21 protein-coding genes are annotated in these 20,249 nt (G+C 42.5%); 5 read left to right on the top strand and 16 right to left on the bottom strand.

Annotation, left to right across the window (positions count from 1 at the left end; all coding sequences use genetic code 11):
• Positions 1-124 precede the first annotated feature (124 nt).
• Positions 125-1,063 carry a hypothetical protein gene (locus tag GGD38_RS02285; protein ID WP_375299647.1) on the top strand — a complete coding sequence of 313 codons (939 nt, stop codon included), beginning with the start codon at positions 125-127 and terminating at the stop codon, positions 1,061-1,063.
• Between the two features lie 648 nt (positions 1,064-1,711).
• Entirely contained in the window at positions 1,712-2,017 is a 306-nt protein-coding gene (locus tag GGD38_RS02280) for a hypothetical protein (protein ID WP_375299648.1), read from the top strand.
• Position 2,018: 1 nt separating this feature from the next.
• Here the strand turns inward: GGD38_RS02280 and GGD38_RS02275 are convergent, their stop codons facing one another.
• The 13 genes from GGD38_RS02275 to GGD38_RS02215 form a co-directional block, all read right to left on the bottom strand.
• Positions 2,019-2,429 (bottom strand): response regulator, encoded by a 411-nt coding sequence (locus tag GGD38_RS02275; protein WP_375299649.1) that lies wholly within the window; start codon positions 2,427-2,429, stop codon positions 2,019-2,021.
• A gap of 301 nt (positions 2,430-2,730) precedes the next feature.
• Complete coding sequence (locus tag GGD38_RS02270; protein ID WP_375299650.1) at positions 2,731-3,309, bottom strand: methyltransferase domain-containing protein; 579 nt, start codon at positions 3,307-3,309, stop codon at positions 2,731-2,733.
• 3 nt (positions 3,310-3,312) lie between these two features.
• Positions 3,313-3,924, bottom strand: coding sequence for a methyltransferase domain-containing protein (locus tag GGD38_RS02265; RefSeq protein WP_375299651.1), 612 nt, complete (start codon positions 3,922-3,924; stop codon positions 3,313-3,315).
• A 97-nt stretch (positions 3,925-4,021) separates the two neighbouring features.
• Complete coding sequence (locus GGD38_RS02260; protein WP_375299652.1) at positions 4,022-4,729, bottom strand: Crp/Fnr family transcriptional regulator; 708 nt, start codon at positions 4,727-4,729, stop codon at positions 4,022-4,024.
• A gap of 14 nt (positions 4,730-4,743) precedes the next feature.
• Positions 4,744-5,703, bottom strand: a complete 960-nt coding sequence (locus GGD38_RS02255) for a DUF1259 domain-containing protein (protein ID WP_375299653.1) — start codon at positions 5,701-5,703, stop codon at positions 4,744-4,746.
• A gap of 87 nt (positions 5,704-5,790) precedes the next feature.
• A complete protein-coding gene (locus GGD38_RS02250) occupies positions 5,791-6,930 on the bottom strand; it encodes a chromate transporter (protein ID WP_375299654.1) in 1,140 nt (379 codons plus the stop codon).
• A 25-nt stretch (positions 6,931-6,955) separates the two neighbouring features.
• The gene (locus GGD38_RS02245; protein ID WP_375299655.1) at positions 6,956-7,408 is read right to left on the bottom strand and encodes a hypothetical protein; all 453 of its coding nucleotides are present in this window, start codon (positions 7,406-7,408) and stop codon (positions 6,956-6,958) included.
• Between the two features lie 145 nt (positions 7,409-7,553).
• Positions 7,554-8,465, bottom strand: coding sequence for a chromate resistance protein ChrB domain-containing protein (locus tag GGD38_RS02240; protein ID WP_375299656.1), 912 nt, complete (start codon positions 8,463-8,465; stop codon positions 7,554-7,556).
• Positions 8,466-8,494: 29 nt separating this feature from the next.
• Positions 8,495-10,123 (bottom strand): chaperonin GroEL, encoded by a 1,629-nt coding sequence (gene groL, locus GGD38_RS02235; RefSeq protein WP_375299657.1) that lies wholly within the window; start codon positions 10,121-10,123, stop codon positions 8,495-8,497.
• Between the two features lie 55 nt (positions 10,124-10,178).
• Complete coding sequence (gene groES / locus GGD38_RS02230) at positions 10,179-10,460, bottom strand: co-chaperone GroES (protein ID WP_375299658.1); 282 nt, start codon at positions 10,458-10,460, stop codon at positions 10,179-10,181.
• A 161-nt stretch (positions 10,461-10,621) separates the two neighbouring features.
• Positions 10,622-11,377 carry a transporter gene (locus tag GGD38_RS02225; protein ID WP_375299659.1) on the bottom strand — a complete coding sequence of 252 codons (756 nt, stop codon included), beginning with the start codon at positions 11,375-11,377 and terminating at the stop codon, positions 10,622-10,624.
• A 14-nt stretch (positions 11,378-11,391) separates the two neighbouring features.
• Positions 11,392-11,847, bottom strand: a complete 456-nt coding sequence (locus GGD38_RS02220) for a DUF421 domain-containing protein (RefSeq protein ID WP_375299660.1) — start codon at positions 11,845-11,847, stop codon at positions 11,392-11,394.
• Positions 11,847-12,347, bottom strand: coding sequence for a hypothetical protein (locus GGD38_RS02215; protein ID WP_375299661.1), 501 nt, complete (start codon positions 12,345-12,347; stop codon positions 11,847-11,849). Before GGD38_RS02215 ends, GGD38_RS02220 begins: the two co-directional genes overlap by 1 nt.
• Positions 12,348-12,431: 84 nt before the next feature.
• On the opposite strand from GGD38_RS02215, the gene GGD38_RS02210 reads away from it, so the two are divergent.
• Positions 12,432-13,145, top strand: coding sequence for a DUF421 domain-containing protein (locus GGD38_RS02210; protein WP_375299662.1), 714 nt, complete (start codon positions 12,432-12,434; stop codon positions 13,143-13,145).
• On the opposite strand, the gene GGD38_RS02205 is transcribed toward GGD38_RS02210, so the two are convergent.
• Positions 13,142-15,430 carry a trehalose hydrolase gene (locus GGD38_RS02205; protein WP_375299663.1) on the bottom strand — a complete coding sequence of 763 codons (2,289 nt, stop codon included), beginning with the start codon at positions 15,428-15,430 and terminating at the stop codon, positions 13,142-13,144. The genes GGD38_RS02210 and GGD38_RS02205 overlap by 4 nt on opposite strands.
• 119 nt (positions 15,431-15,549) lie before the next feature.
• Positions 15,550-16,872, bottom strand: a complete 1,323-nt coding sequence (locus tag GGD38_RS02200; RefSeq protein ID WP_375299664.1) for a phosphatase PAP2 family protein — start codon at positions 16,870-16,872, stop codon at positions 15,550-15,552.
• Between the two features lie 378 nt (positions 16,873-17,250).
• Between GGD38_RS02200 and GGD38_RS02195 the strand changes: the two genes are divergently transcribed.
• Both GGD38_RS02195 and GGD38_RS02190 read left to right on the top strand, forming a co-directional pair.
• Entirely contained in the window at positions 17,251-18,678 is a 1,428-nt protein-coding gene (locus tag GGD38_RS02195) for an alpha-L-fucosidase (protein ID WP_375299665.1), read from the top strand.
• 177 nt (positions 18,679-18,855) lie between these two features.
• Entirely contained in the window at positions 18,856-19,326 is a 471-nt protein-coding gene (locus GGD38_RS02190) for a hypothetical protein (RefSeq protein ID WP_375299666.1), read from the top strand.
• 1 nt (position 19,327) lies between these two features.
• On the opposite strand, the gene GGD38_RS02185 is transcribed toward GGD38_RS02190, so the two are convergent.
• Positions 19,328-20,248, bottom strand: a complete 921-nt coding sequence (locus tag GGD38_RS02185) for a helix-turn-helix domain-containing protein (protein ID WP_375299667.1) — start codon at positions 20,246-20,248, stop codon at positions 19,328-19,330.
• Between the last annotated feature and the right edge of the window lies 1 nt (position 20,249).

The raw sequence follows: 20,249 nt of genomic DNA, 5'->3' as shown, positions 1-20,249 counted from the left end.
TAAAATGAGGATATTCTTTTTCCAATTTTAATTTATAAATTGGCTTCATCAGACATCTTGGTGATGGAATATGAATTGCATACCTGGCCACAGCAAGAGTTCCCCGTGTTAAACCGAAGCTTACATGAAAATCAATACCTGCGCTTATATTTCGCTGGCGATTTACTCTTTAGTAATATACATAGCCTGTAGTAAGAAGGTACACCCAGACGATAATAACAACGTAATTGATTCCTCAAACCCAACTGATTCAACAAAATCGCCACTAACAGATTCTACTTTCGACACAAATTTATCTGTAAATTCCTCATCCTGTCCCAGTGCGCCCAATTACGGCGACAGTATTGTTTATTTAAAACCCAAAAACAACGGTGATTTCTTTGTAGTTCCTACAAACAACGCAGGGGTTGACGGAACTTATTTCTCCTGGCCCGAGGGGCTTAAAATAAACCGGAACACCGGCGCTATTAATCTTTCTCAAAGTGAAACCGGCGTTCGGTATAATATCGCATTTATTAAAAAGGGCGCCACCGATACCTGCGTTAGCCAGCTAATTGTGGGTGGTTTAACGTATTTAGATGCCATCTATGTTCTCGAACAGGGCGATACCCTGGCAAAGCCAATATTCAATGCCGATCCCTTTGGGGCTTCCGGCTGTGATGCCAGCGACGATTCCGATTATCCCGATAACAACGGAAACGGCAATAATAAATGTTCATTCGATGATGATTCTCTTGGCCAGCGGGCCAACGACCAAAAGCTAAGGGTACGTACTAAAAGTGGCATCATCAATTTAAAAAGATCTGTAGAAGATGGACTGTTCGGTAAAAATCCGAAAAACGGTGACGCTAAAAAGGTGCAGATCAGGTACAAGTTGAATGATGCCAGTCAGAAGGCAGATCAAAAAATATCGGTGCAGCTGGTTTATTACGATAATGTATCGAATATTCCCGGTGCTATGCAAAAGGAAATTGATGGTAAACGTGCCAATATGTTCAACTACAAAATAATTAAGGGCAGACCCAGGCCACCATTGATAATTATTGCCGGGCTCAAAAAGTAATTGTTTTGATTGAATCCATCCTCCCCATTTGATATGGTTTAAAAATTGCATATATTTAAAGTAGATAAATTGCTTTGATGTTTAACTTTCCAATCTCCTTGTACCAGTTACGGACTACAACATATTCTGACTAATTACCCATAGGAACGTTTGTTCTAAAATGACCCTATACATCATAGATAGTGGCAGCAATGACTCCGAATTATGTTTTGGAGGGGAAGTGTTTTATCAGTGGAACTCTGGTCCCTTGTGGCCGGGGTTCCTTGTTTTTAAGGAAAAATCGTCTTAATGTAAGGGGTTGCACTTACTTACATATAAGTATTATTTGTTTTGTAATTGGCTTCATTTTTGTACATTAAATTAAATTGTAATAAGGCCCCGTTTTTAATTCAATATTCTATGTAGAAACCTCTTTCATCAACCTAAAGGATGATGACTTTCCTCAAAGCATTTTCTCAAAAAAATAGTTAGATAATATTGTTATAGGCTATAATGTTCAAATTGAAGATTGGCCTGTTTCGCCTTGGTTATAATTAGCGGTCAATGCCATCTATCAATAACTTATTGCATTGATTAATGCCTGATAAAAACGTCGCAATAAGCGGCGTTTTATTGTAATCACATGCAATACTTTATTTCAAGACCACTATGACCAAAACAGTATATGACCCTTTTGGAACTGCGATCGTACTCGTAAATAGTTTAGCTCAGATAATTGTTGTACCAGAATCAACTGTATGTATAGATGCAACAGAAGTAATAATGAAACCGGTAATGATGTTTGAAACCAAAGATGGGGTTGAAAAAATTTATGTGAGAACTGTTGATTGGGATAACCTGGTACTTGTGAGCGCAAAAAAAGCCGGAGAAAATTTCATATCGGATAACTATCTTCTAAATCCACCTATTGAACATATTTTCGAACTTATGAAAAGTTGCAGGCAGATAAAATAGCTCAATCTGTAGCATTTTTAAAATTTATTATTTCCTCCACAATTTTTCGAAATTCCTCCATTGAAAAAGGTTTCACAAAGTATCTGAATGCGCCGCCGTCATATGCGGTTTTAATAGCTGCCGGACTGGTGCCTGTTGACAATATGGCCACTGGAATATGATGTAGGTTTGCTTCGCTCTTTATAGTAAGTAAACAGGTTTGTCCATCTATTTTAGGCATATTCATATCCAATACAATAATGTCTGGCAGTTCGTCTTCATCGCCGGTTTTCAGGTACTCCAATAATTCTGCGCAGGTTGTAAACCAGGTTAGCTTTATTGACTTATCAAATTCTTCAAGGGTCCTTGCGAAAATATAATAGTCGTCCGGGTCATCTTCGGCTAAGCAAATATGTTTTTTCGCCAATGACATATGCCTACGGAAAATGCAAATCATATTCCATTAGATCATTATGTAATTGGGGATTTAGCATTATACTGTTTGGGCAATAACACGAAAATTACGTGGTATATAAATTGCAATTATCCTTATGGTTTTTCATAGGATATTGGATTAAACGGGGCTTTATTTCCATCTAGCCCCATTTTTTATTATAGGCATTATATGTGGAGCAATGTCCACATGCTTTTATCAATATGTTTGCAATAAAAAAAGTCGCCGAATTTGCGCCGACGACTTTCAAGGGTAGGGATTAAAAACGAGCCAATCAGGCTTACAACTTTATCCAAAACTTTATTAAATTATCATAGTGCACCTCAGCCAAATGGTAACTGGGAGGTATTTCATCGCCCCAACTGCAATAGGTGGCCACCCTGGTGCCAATGGGCATTTTTTCCAGTTGATTGTATAGGTAAATGCTGTAATAGTTATACAATTCGTTTGAATACACAATCTCGTTGTCTATTTTATCGGTGCCGTCGAGGTTTTCAAAGAAAGAATTGTAAAAATAAAAATGGTCGTATTCATGCAGGTTTAGCTGGGTAAAGTTCCGGTGAATAAAGTGCACGTTTTTAAAACCGAGTTTTTTTCGCGCCGCTTCTGCATATTCTATCAGATTTCTTCGTTGCTCAACTCCAAAAAAGGAGACTGACGGTTTATAAGAGGCGCCGGCTAAGCAGAATTTTCCTACCCCGCTGCCGATATCGAGTATTTTCACTGTATCGTTGGGTGCGAGAAAAGAAACAACTTTTTGGGCAATGTATAACGGAGACCAATGTATACGGGCCTTCGCTCTTATTGGTTCAGGATAGAGCTGATGTAATTGTTCGTCAGTAATAAACCAGTCTTTCATTGGTTACAATACTTTTATCCAGAATTTTAATAATGTATCAACTTTCGAATCTACTACATGATAATCGGGAGGCATTTTATTATTCAGGCAATGAAAAGTTGCAACCCTTGTTCCTGCGGGCATGCTATTGAGTTTTTTATATAACTGCTTGTGATAATAGTTAAATAAAAAGGTTGAATGGGTTATGTTTTCATCGATCTTATCATTGACCATCAGATTTTCATAAAAGGAATTAAAGAAATAAAAATGGTCGTATTGGCTAAAATCCAGGTCAGTAATATTGGAATGGATGAAATGAACATTTTGCAATCCCAGGGTTTTGGTGGCTTTCTGCGCATGACCTATAAGATCTTTACGTTGTTCAACGCCATAAAATGTAGCATACGGTTTATAATACGCACCGGCCACACAAAATTTCCCTACGCCACTGCCAATGTCCAGCACCTTAACCCCGGGGTGTGTTACAAGAAACGGTGCTACCATTTGGGTAATTGGTAAAGGTGTCCAATGTCTGGGAGCCAGGGCCTGAATAGATTTGGGATATAATTTGTTTAATTGTTCATCTGTACTAAACCAATGATCTATTGTTTTTGGGTAAGTTAGGGCCGTGTTCATAATGCAAAATTACCCTGTTGACCTTCAGTTAGCGGTGAACCTTATCACTTCAAAAAGTGACTTTTATCAATTTTCAGGAGCTTATGTTTAGCGGAGGTTACTTATAATTGGCAATATGAATAAGCTGGTTAACATCAAGCACTATGATCTTGCGGCCTTTTGTTTCTACTATACCGGCCTCTTTAAATTCGGTAAGAATCCGAACGGCGTTTTCCCGTGCAGTACCAGCAATACTTGCCAGGTCATCGCGGCTGATATTTATTTCTACCGGCATGCCTGGTTGAAAATTGACTTTGTATTTTTCTCTCAATACGATCAATTGTAAAGCCAGCCTTTCCCTTGCCGGTTTTTGGGCAATTACTGAAATGCCATTGGTTAAAACAGCAAATTCATGGCTTAAGGTTTTTAGTAAGCGCTTACTCAATACTGCGGACTGTTGCAGGGTATTAAGAAAATCTTCTTTGGGAATAAAGGCAATTCTGCTTTTTTCCAATGCAGAGGCTGAATCGGGATAGCGGTCTTCGGCAAGAATAGCATGGTAGCCAATTAATTCTCCCGGGTTGGCCACATAAATGATATGTTCCCTTCCTTCATTGTCTACTTTATATTTTTTTACTTTTCCTTCAACAATATAAAAAATACCTGCGGGGTAGGCTGCTTCCCTGAAAACGATCTCACCTTTTGAATACAACTGCTCCGTTTTATGTGCGGTCAGTAATGCAAAATCTTCTGATGGTAAATCCTTTAATATGGATTCACTTTTAAAGTCCCATTTGTCTATTGGAAAAATGCCGTGTATGCTCATGAATGGCCACAAATTTACATTTTTCCCTGCCCATTCCCGGTTTTATCTAACGCCGCCCGTAAGCCCTTTGCCAGCTGTTCTACAGGGCCTACGCCCCAATAATGTAAAAAGAAGGTCCTTGGCTTTTCATACACCATGTGGTTATGAACAGCTACTACTTCAATGCCATTTTCAACCAATGCCTTTATTACCGGTTCTACTTCATTATCAAGCATAGTAAAGTCGCCGCATACAGCCGCTTTTTGTGGAGTACCCTGCCAGGCTGCCCAGGTATTAAAACCTAAGAACGTACTTACGGGTATGCCATGTTCCTGCAATTTAATATCGGGCCGGCCAATCGTATACTTGTATACTCCTTTTGCCATTTCACCTTTGGCGCCGATGATAGAATCGAGGCTGGCAATATTGATCGTATTGGCAACGCTGTCGGCTTTGCCTTCTTTGGGGTCCTTGCCACGGCTCGCTTTTACCTTTTCAAAAATGGCTTTTACATTAGCGGCCAGTTTATCTACAGTGCCCTTACCATCAATATGCATATACATTACATTGGGATGGTTGCGTACAAAGTGGTTATGAATGGCGCTCACCATCAACCCTTGTTTTATCACTTCCTGTTGTACAGGTTTAAGATCGTTTTCTGTTACGATTATATCGCCCATTACCATAGCGGTATCGCCACAGGGGGTAAATGCGGCCCAGCTTCCTAATCCCATGGGAGGTATTATTTTAAACCCGTCAACAACTATCTTAAGATCGTTTTGCGGCACCGTTATCTTGTATTCACCGTTTTTTGCAACACCTTTCATGCCGGTGATCTGTTCAATCTTTGCAATATCCAGTTTACTGGTTCCGGGCTGGCAGGAAATGGTATCGATCTTTGATTCGCCTTTGATAATAACGTTTTCACTTGCAGTTGGATTATTGCAGGCAATAAGGCATACCATACCAGCAGCTAAAAATGCGTTGTGTTTCATTGGTAGTATTTCGGTTGTGAGTGATCATTCATTCGTTTGCTAAGCTATAAATAAATGTTGTGGAAATTCTGCTGTTAACAATTGCTTTTACAGGCTTTTTATCAGTAACCCAAGCAGTGCTGCAACAACGATAATGACCGGTTCGGGTATCTTTTTAAATTTTAATAAAACAAGGATCGTTACTACGGCGATAGCACAGGAGATAACATCGGTCAATTGCCTTTTTGCCAACACCAGTACCGCGCCGGCGATGGCGCCAACAGCGGCTGCTGTAACCCCATCAACAAACGCTTTTATGCCCGGGTGTTTGCCATACTTTTTAAAATAAGGTGCTGGTATTACCGTAAATAAATAACAGGGGAGGAACGTGGCTAAAGCGGCAACACAGGCGCCGGGAAAACCTGCTACCAGGTAACCTATAAAACCAACTGTAATGACCACCGGCCCCGGGGTGATCATGGCCACAGCAACAGCATCGAGGAACTGCTGTTCACTTAACCATTGGTATTCTTTTACAACGCCGCCATATAAAAACGGAACAATGGCCAGGCCACTGCCAAAAACAAAGGCGCCGGCCTTGAAAAAGAACCAGCCAATTTGAGTAAGCTTTTCGTTTGCCCAAACAGCGCCAATCTGTAATAATACGGGCATCAGGAAAATAGAGTTTACCGATCTGCGTATTTTAAATGGGGACCTCTGAAACCATACCAGTACACCAGCCAAAAGAATGAGCCAGAGATTTTCCGTTTCTGTAATAAAGGTTGTAATGGCCAGCAACACAGCAATGGCCCATAATAACCATTCTTTACCAAGGCTTTTTTTAGACAGCTTATAACTGCTGATGGCAATGATACCGATCACAGCCGCGCCAATGCCGTAAAAAACAGCCTGCATCCAGGGAAGGCCGCCTGCTTTTACATAGGCATAACCAAGGGCTAACACCATTACGAAAGAAGGCAGTACAAATGCCAAACCCGCAAGGGTGGCGCCTATAATTCTGTAATGCACATAACCCAGGTATATGGAGAGTTGAGCTGCCAACGGACCTGGCGCCAGTTGTGCAAGCGCCAGTCCTTCCCTGTAATCTTCTTCCGTTATCCACTTACGTTGTTCTACCAGGTCGCGGTGCATATAGCCTACCAACGCTACGGGACCACCGAAGCCAATGGTGCCCAGCTTCAGAAAGTACATAGTCAGTTGCCGCAAAGTGTAGGTGGGTGTTTCCATTGTATAAATTTCTATAAGCACACTATCAAAATGCAATTCCAAACTGAAAACCTATTGTAAACGTGGCATCATGATTATTGCCAAAACGGAAGGGAAGCGGTACAGCAACAAAATAGCCGCTGTTCTTATTTTTCTTTACGATCTTATTTATTACAGGGGTAAAGCCGTAGCGACCGCCGGTTTCAAATGCTGCGCGGCCGGCAAACGTCCACCCATGGCCTAATGCTACCAGCACACCGGGATGAAACAGAAAGTTATTCATTTTACTGCCGGTTGAATCTGCTTTTATTAAAGGAACAAACTCTGCTGAAAAGCCTATTTTTTTACTTTTCCAGATGTTAATACCGGTAGGCATTCCCACTATGTAATAATCTTTAAAATTGGTTACTGTTTCATTCTTGCTAAAAGTAACAATGGGATGAAGGATACCTACATACCCTGCTATCTTAGGATAAGTTTCTGTAGGTTGCTGAGCCATGCTGTTATAAAAAGCCGATAAAAACAGTAGAGTGACGAAACATGTCTTTAAAGCCGTTTTTGTCATAAAGTGCAGTCAGTTTCCGGCAATATTACCGAACGCCGATTTTTATAAATTGTATATAAATGCACTCCTTGTACAAAAGTTACTTTTTTTGCAAATTTTTTCGGTATTCAGAGGGGGTTTGCCCGGTGTGTTTTTTAAATATACGGTTAAAATGGCTTTGGTCCGAAAAGCCGGTGAGGTAAGCAATTTCTGTAAGCGAATAAGTTCTATTGGCCATTAGTTCAATGGCTTTGTCCATCCGTTGCTTTTGAATGTACTCCCCAAAAGACATATTTTCAAAATACTTCGAAAACTCGCGCGACAGGTGGGAAGGGGTAACATCGAGCCCTTTAGATAATTCTTTCAAACTCAAATTCGTATCAATATGGTCCTGAATGATCTCTTTTAGTTCCTGTGCCCAGGCAGGCACTTTTTTCTTTGATCCGGGTTTGTGTTTTAAATATTTGTTCAACACCGATACCAGCAAATGCTCGAATGGCTGCTGCGTGTGTTTTATATTTTGCAAATGTTTTGCCCAGCTATATAATGCATCATATATTAACATGCCTTTCTCCAGCAGTTCGTGGTCGTTGGTAAAGTTATAAGCCAGTCCTGCCGAAATAGCCCATAAGCCAGATGACTGGGTGGCAAAATCGTGGCGGTCGGTATCTGCACCACGTACTATTGGAGCCATGGCCAGTACGGCCTCATCTTTTATTTTATATTCTTTTATGAGGGTATCAAAAGTGCAAAATTCACCTTCATGGGTAAATTTTACATTGGGTACGTCAAAAGGAATGGCGTTAAGCCGTTCAGCTTCAGCCATTACCTCATTAAAGGGAACATAAATAAATTCGGCATCCTTATCAATAAACTGCTTTATAAGCCAGGGGCAGGCAATGCGGTCAATTTTGGGACGCTCGCGGGTTATCCATTTCATAACCTGTAATTTATTGATTTTAGATGCGTGACCAAAAGACAAAACCCCGGCGCCGGCTTTTACTGCCGGCATACCGGGGTGTTTGTGAACAAAGCTTAATCTTAATAATCCATTCCGCCCATGGCTGGCGCAGGTGCTGCCGCTGGCTCTTTTTTAGGTTTGTCGAATACCACGCATTCTGTAGTAAGCAGCATAGCAGCTACGGAGGCTGCATGTTCCAGGGCTACACGCGATACCTTGGTAGGGTCTATTACCCCGGCTGCCAACAGGTTCTCATATTGTTCGGTGCGTGCATTGAAACCGTAATCATCCTTGTTTTGTTTTATGGTTTGTACCACCACGCTGCCTTCGAGCCCGCAGTTGTGAACAATTTGGCGTAGCGGTTCTTCCACTGCACGTTTAATAATAGCGATACCTGTTGATTCGTCTTCGTTTTTGCCCTGCAGTGTTTCAAGCGCCTGGGTGGCCCTGATGTAGGCAACACCGCCACCGGGCACTATACCTTCTTCTATGGCTGCACGGGTAGCATGTAAGGCATCATCAACCCTGTCTTTCTTCTCTTTCATTTCCACTTCTGTTGCTGCGCCTACATACAGTACTGCAACACCACCGGCGAGCCGCGCTAATCTTTCCTGCAATTTTTCTTTATCATAGTCAGATGTAGTAGCTGCCAGTTGGGCTTTTATCTGGTTAATACGGCCGGTGATGGCATCTTTTTCGCCATGGCCGCCAACTATCGTTGTGTTGTCTTTATCTATTGTTACCGTTTCTGCTGAACCCAGGTGTGTCAGTTCTGCATTTTCAAGTGTGTAACCCTGTTCTTCGCTAATGACAGTGCCTTTGGTGAGTACTGCAATGTCTTGCAAAATTTCTTTACGGCGATCGCCAAAAGCCGGCGCTTTTACCGCTGCCACTTTCAGTGTGCCGCGTAGTTTATTTACTACCAGTGTGGCCAGTGCTTCACCATCGAGGTCTTCTGCAATGATCAACAGCGGACGGCCTGTTTTGGCAGTTTTTTCAAGCAGTCCGAGTATATCCTTCATGGCAGAAATTTTCTTATCGTATATGAGGATATATGGCTGTTGTAACTCAGCCTGCATTTTTTCGGTATTTGTAACAAAGTACGGCGAAATATAACCTCTGTCGAACTGCATACCTTCTACCACCTCAACACTGGTGTCGGTGCCTTTAGCTTCTTCAACAGTGATCACACCTTCGCGGCCCACCTTGCCAAAAGCTTTTGCTATAAGCTCTCCAATGGCTTCATCATTATTGGCTGAAATAGTAGCTACCTGGCGGATCTTGTTCTCGTTGGTGCCTATGGTTTGCGATTGTTCGCGCAAACTGTTTACAATGGCCTCTACACCTTTCTCTATTCCTCGTTTAAGGTCCATAGGGTTGGCGCCTGCAGCCACATTCTTCAGGCCTTCATGTATTATAGCCTGTGCCAGCACGGTAGCAGTAGTGGTACCATCTCCGGCAAGGTCGGCTGTTTTGGAAGCAACTTCTTTTACCATTTGGGCGCCCATGTTTTCCATAGGGTCTTCCAATTCAATTTCCTTAGCTACGCTAACACCGTCCTTGGTCACAGCCGGTGCGCCGAATTTCTTTTCTATTACTACATTACGGCCCTTTGGACCAAGTGTTACTTTTACAGCGTTGGCTAAAATATCAACGCCTTTCTTCATCTGGTTCCTGGCTGTTACATCAAAAAACAATTGCTTTGACATAGCTCATTTGATTTTTTAGCGGTTGTAATAAAAAATGATTAATTGTTTTGAATAATTAAATAATAGCGAGGATGTCAGATTCCCGCATGATAAGCAGTTGTTGCCCGTCATACTGAAATTCTGTGCCTGAATACTTCCCGTAAAGCACCTGGTCGCCTTTCTTTACCGTAACAGGCTCGTCTTTTTTGCCGGGCCCCACAGCCACTACAAGGCCGCGTTGGGGTTTTTCTTTTGCTGTGTCGGGAATAATAATACCACCTGCAGTTTTTTCAGTGGCGGGTTCGGGTTTCACAATTACCCGGTCGTGTAACGGAGTGGCTTTTACATTTTCTGCCATAATTTGTGATTTTGAATTGGTTAAAAACAAAGTCATTTTATTGGGCCATATAAAGCCTTTAATGAAATCTGGCAGATCAAGTAGTATGCCATTGGGTGTTGTATGAATAAAAATGAAAATTTTGCAGGACTTTTTTTCAGTATAACAGACACTTTGTAATATTAGCGAATGGCTATTGAAAAACCGAGGGTTACAAACTTGTTTGGTTCTTCATACAGAATGGAAGAACCCGCGGCGAGATCAATTTGAATGTTATCTTTTATTTTGTAGCTCACCCCAATGTCTATATTATGAAACGGATCTTTGTGTGATTGGAATTGAGAAAAGTAACCTGCAAACAACTCCGCTTTTTCGGTTGCTTTATAATGAATGGAGCCGTTGACCAGCCAGTTAATAGCTGAGCTAAAAGCTTCCTGTTGAAACCCGGTATTATATTCTATTTTCCATTTGGACCCTGCCTTATGTAAAAAAGCAGCAACAACAGAAGGCGATCTTCGCCATCCTCCTTTGGTATTAAAACTTGTGTAAGGGAGCTGCAGGTAAGCAATAAGGGTAATATCGGGTAGCCATGAATGGTGCTGCAGCAAAGCTGCCTTTATACGAACTGCCAGCGGATAGGTGCTTTGTACCGTTTCTTCAATATACCTGTCCCGCTCGCGGCCCTGTTCCAAAAGAAGGCCCACCTCCAGTATCTTTGATATACCGTAACGGATCAGGGTCCTATTGATCCATGCGCTGCGCCCGGTATCGAAATTATTATATAATATACCCGTTTCTAATTGTAACTGCCCTTTGTTAACCACATGTGTTTCTTCGGTTTGGTCGGGCCGGTCGCTATTCATTTCCTTTTCCTGACCATATGAGTGAAACGCACACCCACAAAGTACCAGCAATACAATGATGAAATTTTTCCTCATAATTTACGTATCATTCAGGCTGCAGCCTCTTCCTTCGGAATAATGGAAATAGTGCCATCCAGTTCCAGTACCGCATATTTTATTTGTTCCATACGTTCAAGGCCATGCAGGTTACGGGCTGCTTCGAGTATGTCTTCCTCACTTACCCGCGATTTAAGGGCCCGTTGCGGCAACAGTTTTCCATTGGCTGCTACTATGAGCGGCGACCCTTCTGTTACCTGCTCAAATCCTTTCCATCTTTGCTTTATCAGGGAGAAAAGCAGGTCAATACCTACCAGTGTTGTAATAAGAATGATAGAGGTGGTAAGCGAATAATCTTCTCCTACCAGCGCCTGTTGGGTAACCTCGCTGATAATAAGAAGCAGAATGAACTCAAACGGAGTGGTTTGAGCCAGGGTCCGCTTTCCACTTAGCCTGAATACAAGCATCAGGAACAGGTATATTACTATGCCTCTTATAACCGGGTTCATTATGGATATATTTGGTGATCGATTTTGAAAGGGGTTTCATTCACTTTTAAAATAGAGGTTACGCTGCCAGGCTTTTTGGCCATAAGGTTACAATGAATGCTGGCTGTTCCCAAAGCATTAAAAAAATACGTAGTTATGCCATTGATGGTAGTGTTACCTGATGGCAATGGAGTTATGGATTTTACATCAATATATTCCAGGTACTCCTGTGGTATTTCCAGCCTGATGGTGTCTTTTGCCGCATCAATATTAAATGTCATCTCAGCTTCCCCCTCATATCGGAGGAAACGTTCATATTTTACACTATGCCCATTTTGAGATATGGTTTTACGACTTAATGGACCTGTACCAAAGAGTCCCAAAAGCGCCAGCACCAGCCCTATATAAAGAATTGCCCAGCCAATTTTCTGAATGCTCCATCCTTTTTTGTGCTGTTTGATATTTTCGTTCAGCTGCAGATTGTGGCGAACGGTTTCTACCGATTTATTACTTTCCGACATAGGAAGTACTGTTGGTTAAACTACAGTTTCAATTTGCTTGCCAGGCGGCTGGTAAAGTTTTTGCCCTGTTGTGAAAAAGCAGTAATGGATTCTACTTTCCATGTTTTTGATCTTAAACGGATATTTATAGGGGATGGGCCGCATTTATTCTTGCTGGAAATTGTTTTTCGTACGGTCATAATGTATGCGTATACAATATTCCTGTTACGGGTGCTTGGAAAACGAGGTATGGGCCAATTATCTACCCTTGAGCTCGCAATCATTATTTGTTTTGGGTCTGCGGTAGGTGACCCCATGATCGGTTCAGAAATGCCTATTGTTTATGGGGTTATAGCTATTACTACAGTGGCCTTATTACAAATAAGTCTTGAAAGGGTCATCAATCGTCATAAACCATTGGAGAAAATTATGGAAGGTGAGCCGAACCTTATTGTTGACAATGGAATAGTTATAATGGACGCTTTGAAGAAAGAGAATTTGTCGCATGAAGATCTTTTTCGTGTTCTTAGGGGAAAAGATGTTCAGCAACTGGGAGAAATCAATAAAGCGTTTTTCGAAACTTCAGGCCAAATAACGGTTTGGTTTCATTCGCCTAAAAAAGTTCGTAAAGGGCTATCCATTATGCCGGAAAATGAAATTCCACCATCCGCCATATTTACTGCCGGACAGGTGGCAGAAGCAGCCTGTGATTATAGTTGCATGTATTGCGGCCATACCGTTCAGTTAACAACCGGTATGAATGTAGAGAACTGCCCTAATTGCTGCAATGATAAATGGCTTCAGAACAGTGCGTGTTAATAAGCTGTTGTTAATACTATCAATTCATTTTCAACTGTATTAAATGAAAACCTGTTGCCGGAAATTGTGCCTGCCTTCTTGCCATTGCGCATCAGGTGTACTGTTTTACCGGGCCATGGGTTTTCCATAACGCAGGTACGGCCTTTTTCGCTGTGGACATTTACATACTCAATACGTCCGTTTTGCAAATGGCTGCTGATCACAAAGGCGCCATAAGCACGCAGTTTGTTGAAACTGGCATCTTTTGTATGGTCCCAGTTAGGAAAGATGCGTATTACACCTTCATAACTTTGCAGCAGCATTTCATTAATGGTCATGGGAACAGCTGATAATGTTTCAATGCCGCCGCCGCCCTGTGTTATCCAACCGTTGGGCAAACTTTGTACAGCAATCCGGTCTTTAAGTTGTTGCAAAATATCATTGGCATCATAACCAACACGAACAGCGGCAGGGAAACAGGTCTCAATTCCATTATTCAACGTATTGCCCCATTCGCCTGTGTGTTGCATGCGGTCTTTCCAGTGCGCTACATCGCTAAGCAATATTTTATTGAATACACTGTCTGTTACCGGTCCGCAAACACCGCCTGGCAGTATAAGCCCGTGAATAGAAACTCTTGCCAACCCCATTGGTTTGTTTAACCATTCAGCGGGGCTTCGCTCCACGGGCTGCAGGCTCAGCCTGTTCCCGCTTTCACGAACAGGGAATGCACTCAGGCGGGTTACAATATCCTGCCATTTTTCCCGGCGGGGTATATCCTTTTTTAAGAATGTGCTTACTTCAATAATTCCTTTGAATAACATTTTTACCAGTCCCAATGAGAGCGTGGAATTGAAATCGCCTAACAGCTGCCGCCACTGGCCGTTATTACGCAGGTTGGGCATTACCTCGCCATAATGGTCCATATAAATAACATAACGGCCGTTCTCCAGCTTCAGGTAATCTTCCCAAAAATCGGCGCATGCTAACAGGTAAGGGTAAATGCGTTGGGCATAATCAGTATCATAGGTGCTGTAAAAACGCATTAACATATTGCCTACGCCAAACACCGCGTTTATTTTCTGGCCAAGAAATTTATAACCGCTGTCAATAGTGTTTTCTGTAGTGCCGTAGCGCAGCTGCATTTCTTCGGGTGTAAGCGGCCAGCGTGTGGTGCACAAACCTTTGGGGCCAATGCCCACGGGATAATAAATACCTTTTACGTTCAGCAGTTGCCTGGCATGTTCTTTACCTTTCTCCATATAATCGAGCAACGGTTGATCGTAATTGTTGGTGAGCTCAATGTGATTTGATGAATAGGCTGCCCAATATGGCGCCTGGTAATTATAGTTAAGATGGTAATCGCCACCCCAGGCCGATGAATCTTTTGTTATAAAAGGCCCCCAAATGCCGGGTGCAAATTTATTGCCGCGGGAACTGCATGCAAGTAAGTACTGCGATGTGTAGTAATATTTTTCTATTAACGGATCATTTATCTGTATCGTTGAGCTTTCCCAAAATGTGCGCCACCATTGCACATGCGCTGCATACATGTTTTGTATAACTGCAATGTTTAATGATTGCGCTTCTTTAATGGCATCTTCCTTCCAGTTTGTACGATCGTTATTGGTATAAATGGTAACAGCGATGATGGTTTTTTTACCGGGGGCCAGGGTTATTGTTTTATTATCTGGGTTGTTGTTTCCCAATACGCGCATAGCCAGTGCAACATGACAGGGCCATTGGAGCAATGGCGTGTTTTCAAAAGAGCGTGTTGCCCACATAACATTTCCTGTTACGCCTTCATGGTTTATAGCGGTATTACCTGTAGCTGCCCATAATGCAGGTTGTATGGTGCAGGCTTTGTTTGCCGTTAATTCAATGACCACTGTATTGTTTGTGGCTGCTACCCAACTATCAACGGTTAATTGTAGACCGGCTTTTTTAAATACCGCATGAATAACAGCTTTATCGGGTAACTGTTCTGCATAATAATCGGCTCCTTTCAATGCATCTATAGTAAGCTCGAGCCCGCCGGGTAAGGCTATGCCGCCACCGGGATAAACGGGATAAGCCCGCCAGAAATCATTTTTTCCAAAATACAATTGCAATTTGCCGGGTCCGCCGCCAAAGGTTAAACCAATATCTCCGTTACCGGTGAGCGGTGCATCGGGTGTTTTGGCAGTAGGCGTGTTTGCGGGCGGTGCATTAAATATAGTTGTATACCGGGCGGTGTATATAGGTTGGGCAGGCGTTTCCCCTGCAATAAATAAAAGCGTAATAAAAAACAGGATGGTCGCTTTCAATGTAAATTTTATTTCTAAAGTACGGGTATTGGTGCATTGCCGTGTTATTGCTATCGGCAAAACAGTAAGCTGAGTTTACAAGGATGGTGACGATAGCGGTCACCATCCTTTATTAAAACCTAATGCAACGGTTCCAGGTGATTGTGTACGGTCCATTTTCCAATTTCATCGCCCATCTTCTGGCCGGCAACACAGGCAAAGCGGAAGTGTATACCAACCATAACTCTTGAATCGGCGTTTTCGTCGGCAGCTTCTTTAAACGTATCAAAGCTTCTTACAGCTCCTGCAGGAACAGCGGTAGTGCTTGTCATTGCGAAAGGAGCATGAGGGCCAAAAAAATAAGCCAATACGGTTGCCGAAGCATTTGCTAATACGCAGTGGCCTGAGGGATAATCCGGGATCGGCGGTGTTGGCAATAAAGGTTCCCAGTCGGCATCGGGACTGGTGTTGTTATTACCATCTGTAGCGGCTGCCCGAATTGCGGTGTAAGGTCTCCAGAAATTATAAAAATACTTGTCATTCAGGAAGGAAGTATAGCCGTCGGCCAGGGCCATATTCAGCAGTGCAAACATCCGTGCGGTTGCGTACAAACCGATCCGTTCACTCGTTGCCCGAATACGTGCAATCCTGTTCCAGCCGATATCGGCAAATTCAAACCACCATGCCGCATAAGCGCTTTGATCGGTTGTACGGGCGGTGCTGTTGAGTTCACCTACCAGCTTTACTTCATTAAAATCTCTGGTGTAAGTGGCGCTGGTTAATGAGGGTGGGGGCGCGCTACGGAACTGGTCATGCGTTTCAAGCGAAAACAATTGCATGGTTGCCCAAAAAACGCCAAACTGGAAGTTGTTCGGGGGCACTGCTACATAAACGCCGGGAACAGTAGAAGGGGGAACGTCTGAGATAGGATTTTGATCTGAGCCATCTCCTGCGCGTAAAGCCAGGATGGCATTGGCAGATGCAATACCGAGCGCAATGCCCATTGTTTTAGCAGATCCGTCAGAAATGTTTGCAAGTGATTCAGCCAGCTTTGCATCCAGCGTAGTCGCATGATCGGGCCACAATGCCTTCAATACAGTATGAGCTGCACTGGCAACTGCGGCAAAAGGATCAGCGAAAGGACTACTGCCATTGTAGGTATAATGTTCGTAAACCGGCACAATGGCATTCAGCGCATCATGTATGGCAATGTGCACCATGGCATGGCTGCGTGAAGCTAAGAGTGGATTTTCCGCAGCACCACCAACGGCTTCATATGCAATGTTGCTCCATTCAATTATTGAGTTATTGGGAAGAATATCAAGGTAAGGCCGGTTGCTGCCCACCAGCTTTTTTTTCCACTTCCATATATCGTCATTATCAGAAGGAATATTTTTTTTACAGGATATAGTAATGATGGAAAAAAATAATCCTAAGATTATCCACTGGGTTGGTCGGTTCATAAAAGATCAATTAGTGGTTGAGAAATGGAGATTACTGTTGGCGCGGAAAAAGCCCAAAACAGCAGAATCGGATAATCATTCGGTCGTTTTCTTGAGAGCAGTAAAAATAAATTTTGAAAGAACGGGCGGGCTTCGCCCAGGCTGAGAGTGTATTATCACTTCTGTTCCATCATGAAAGATAAACCACCTTCCCCAAAGTAAACCTGGCCTCACAAATAGCAGTTATAATTAAAGCTACCAAAATATCATGTAGAAATAATTGAAAGATGAGAAGGATCAGTCAAAATCGTTTAATAAATAGCCAACATCTGATGTTGCTGACTGCTTTTTTATTTATTAGTTGCAGTATATTTCTCTTAATAAATAATGTTTACGCTCATGACCCGATATCTGTTTTTGATCTTTTCATTTTTCGCTGTGCAGTCACTCAGCGCCCAGACGCCGGATACTGCCAAAGATGCACGTATGAAATGGTGGCGCGAAGCGCGCTTTGGTATGTTTATTCATTGGGGCGTATATGCACAATGGGCCGGCGTGTATCATGGCCATAACCAGGCAAGGGGTGGGGCAGAATGGATCATGAATAGAAGCAAGATCCCTGTGGCTGAGTACCAGGAGAAAGCAAAAAGTTTTAACCCGGTTAAATACGATGCCGATGCATGGGTGAAAATGGCAAAAGATGCCGGAATGAAATACATCGTGATCACCGCCAAACACCACGACGGCTTTGCATTGTTTGATTCAAAAGCCAGCAAATGGGATATTGCCGATGCAACGGCTTATGGTAAAGATCTTTTAAAACCATTGGCCGCAGCCTGCAAAAAATATGGTGTTAAGTTAGGGTTCTATTATTCACAGGCGCAAGACTGGAACAATGCCGGTGGCTCAGCAGCAAGAAAGGAAATGAGAGAAGGCTGGGCTAACCCTGATTCTTCTAAAATTGATTCCTATACAAAAGAACACGGTGGTCATTGGGACCCCGCACAGGAAACCAGGTCCTTTGCTCAGTATATTGATGAGGTAGCTGTGCCGCAGGTAAAAGAACTGATGACCAATTATGGCGATGTGGCCGTGCTTTGGTGGGATACGCCAACCAATATGACCGACGACGCTGCACTTAAATTACAGGCAGTATTGAAGCTGCAGCCCGGCATCATTACCAATGATCGTTTAAAGCGCCCCAATTTTCCGGGCGACACCAAAACGCCTGAACAAAAGATCCCCAGCCTAAGCGAACTCGATGGCAAAGATTGGGAAACCTGTATGACAATGAACGGAAGCTGGGGTTTTAAAAGCTGGGACGATAAATGGAAGTCGAACGAAACACTGTTACGTAACCTGGTTGATATTGCATCGAAAGGTGGAAACTATTTATTGAATATTGGTCCTAAGGACGATGGCGCTTTTCCACAGGAAAGTATTGACCGCCTGCGCGCCATTGGCGCCTGGATGAAAATAAACGGCGAAGCGATCTATGCTACCAAGGCAAGCCCGCTGGCACCATTACCATGGGGACGGGTTACAAGAAAGGAAACAGCCACTGCCACTACACTTTATATAACTGTTTTCGAATGGCCAAAAGACGGCAGGCTGATAATACCAGGGTTGAAAAATAAAGTGGTATCTGCCAAACTACTGGCTGGTGGCAAAGTTAAAGCGAAGGCTCAGGATGAAAACCTTGTTATAGAAGTACCAGCTACTGCGCCCGATGCAACTGCCTCTGTAATAAAAGTAGAGTTGAAAGGCAGGGTGGCTAACGTAAATAGTGCTCCCAGATCAACTATGAAAACAGGAGAGCTTGATTAGAACATAACCTGCATTTTAGTATATATTTATTTAATAGGCGTCCCGATGCATCGGGACGCCTATTCTTTTTAAAAAAACATCATTTTGACCAATTTTGACACCATTTAGGCCTTTACATACCTGCTCCTTTTTTTCAAATTTGCTGTGTAAAATAATTATCTCACCAATTGAATTCATATGGCTTTGAGAGACCACCAGGTATTCTTTGAAAGTACAAATGAGATCCTTTCAGAACTTTTGCTGAAAGTTGAGAATGATCAGGTAAGGCATTACAGGTTGCGTTGCTTTGTAGGTAAATCAATTCGCTATGCATTGCTTAATAAAGCAGCGGTGCTCCATTGTTTTAAACAGCAACAACAACCTTTAAATAAGGCGGCTGGCGAATTTGCCACAGTAATTATTAAGCGGCATTTCGATCTGTTTGTTAAGTTGGTTGAAAAGGAATATTTTAAAATACCTCATAGCGCCGAATTTCGGTTACGAATGAACCTTTGTTATAATGCCGGTTTTGGTTTAATGAACCAGTTGCTGGTGTACGATAAATTGAAGACAAATGCACAGGACGATAATACCTACACCATAAAACGTTTAACTGATCATATCTGTGGTGTGTTGGAGAAAGATGTAAGGATATACGATCTAAAATAGTTTATATACGATCTTGCAGCGACTGGCGGTATTGTTTAGGCGATACGCCGGTATGCCGTTTGAAGAATTTCCCAAAAAACGACTGGTCGCTGAAGTGTAGCTCATTGGCTATTTCCTGAATGCTTAGTTCGGGATTGTCTAACAACAACCTGGCTTCCAGCAATACAAAATCATCTATGATCTCACCTGCGGTTTTACCAGATGTTTCTTTAACTGTTTTTGAAAGATGCTTGGCAGTAACGTTCAATGAACGGGCGTAGCTCTCCAGGTTTCGCTGGCTTTTGAACTGCGATTTTACCAATTGGGTGAAATTAATTAACAGGTTTTCCTTTCTCGACCGGCCCAGGCTTACCGGTTGCGCATACTTCTTACTTAATGCAGCCATTTCATACAGGAAAATATAAAAGGCGTGATGTAAAAGTTTACTGCCATATGGATGCGTTAGGGCATCTTCGCTTCTGTTATGCAATTCCTGAATTTGTTTGTGAACGAGTACGCTGTCCTGTGGTTCCAGTTTCCAGTGTGGTAAATATTTCAGGGAGAAGTATTCCATCAGGTCTACTTCCATCTTCAGCATTCCAAAATTTGCCAGAAAATCAAGTGTAAAATTTACTATTGAAATGCTGCTGTCTGGTGTGGCCGACACAATTTTTTTTGTTGCGTCGGGGTTTATCAGTAACAGGCTGCCTGCAGTGCCATGGATCTCTTCGAGGTTGATAGCAAGTATCATTTCACCTGCTTCTATCATTATCAGGGAAAGAAAGTCGGAGCGAAAGTTAAATTTGAACAGGTCAATATCAGGTAATAACAATTCCATATTTACATCTGCAGAAAACCCGGCTACCGGCGATTTTCTTAGTGGCATTTTTTCAGCCAGTTCAGCATGTTTGTAAATAAGGGTCTTGGGTTTTTTGGGTGTCATT

It is taken from the genome of Niastella sp. OAS944 (genome assembly GCA_024809215.1).
In the GTDB taxonomy this organism is placed as follows: domain Bacteria; phylum Bacteroidota; class Bacteroidia; order Chitinophagales; family Chitinophagaceae; genus Niastella.
The sequence above is the reverse complement of the archived record's forward strand: the minus strand, read 5'-3'. Positions and strand labels throughout refer to the sequence as shown.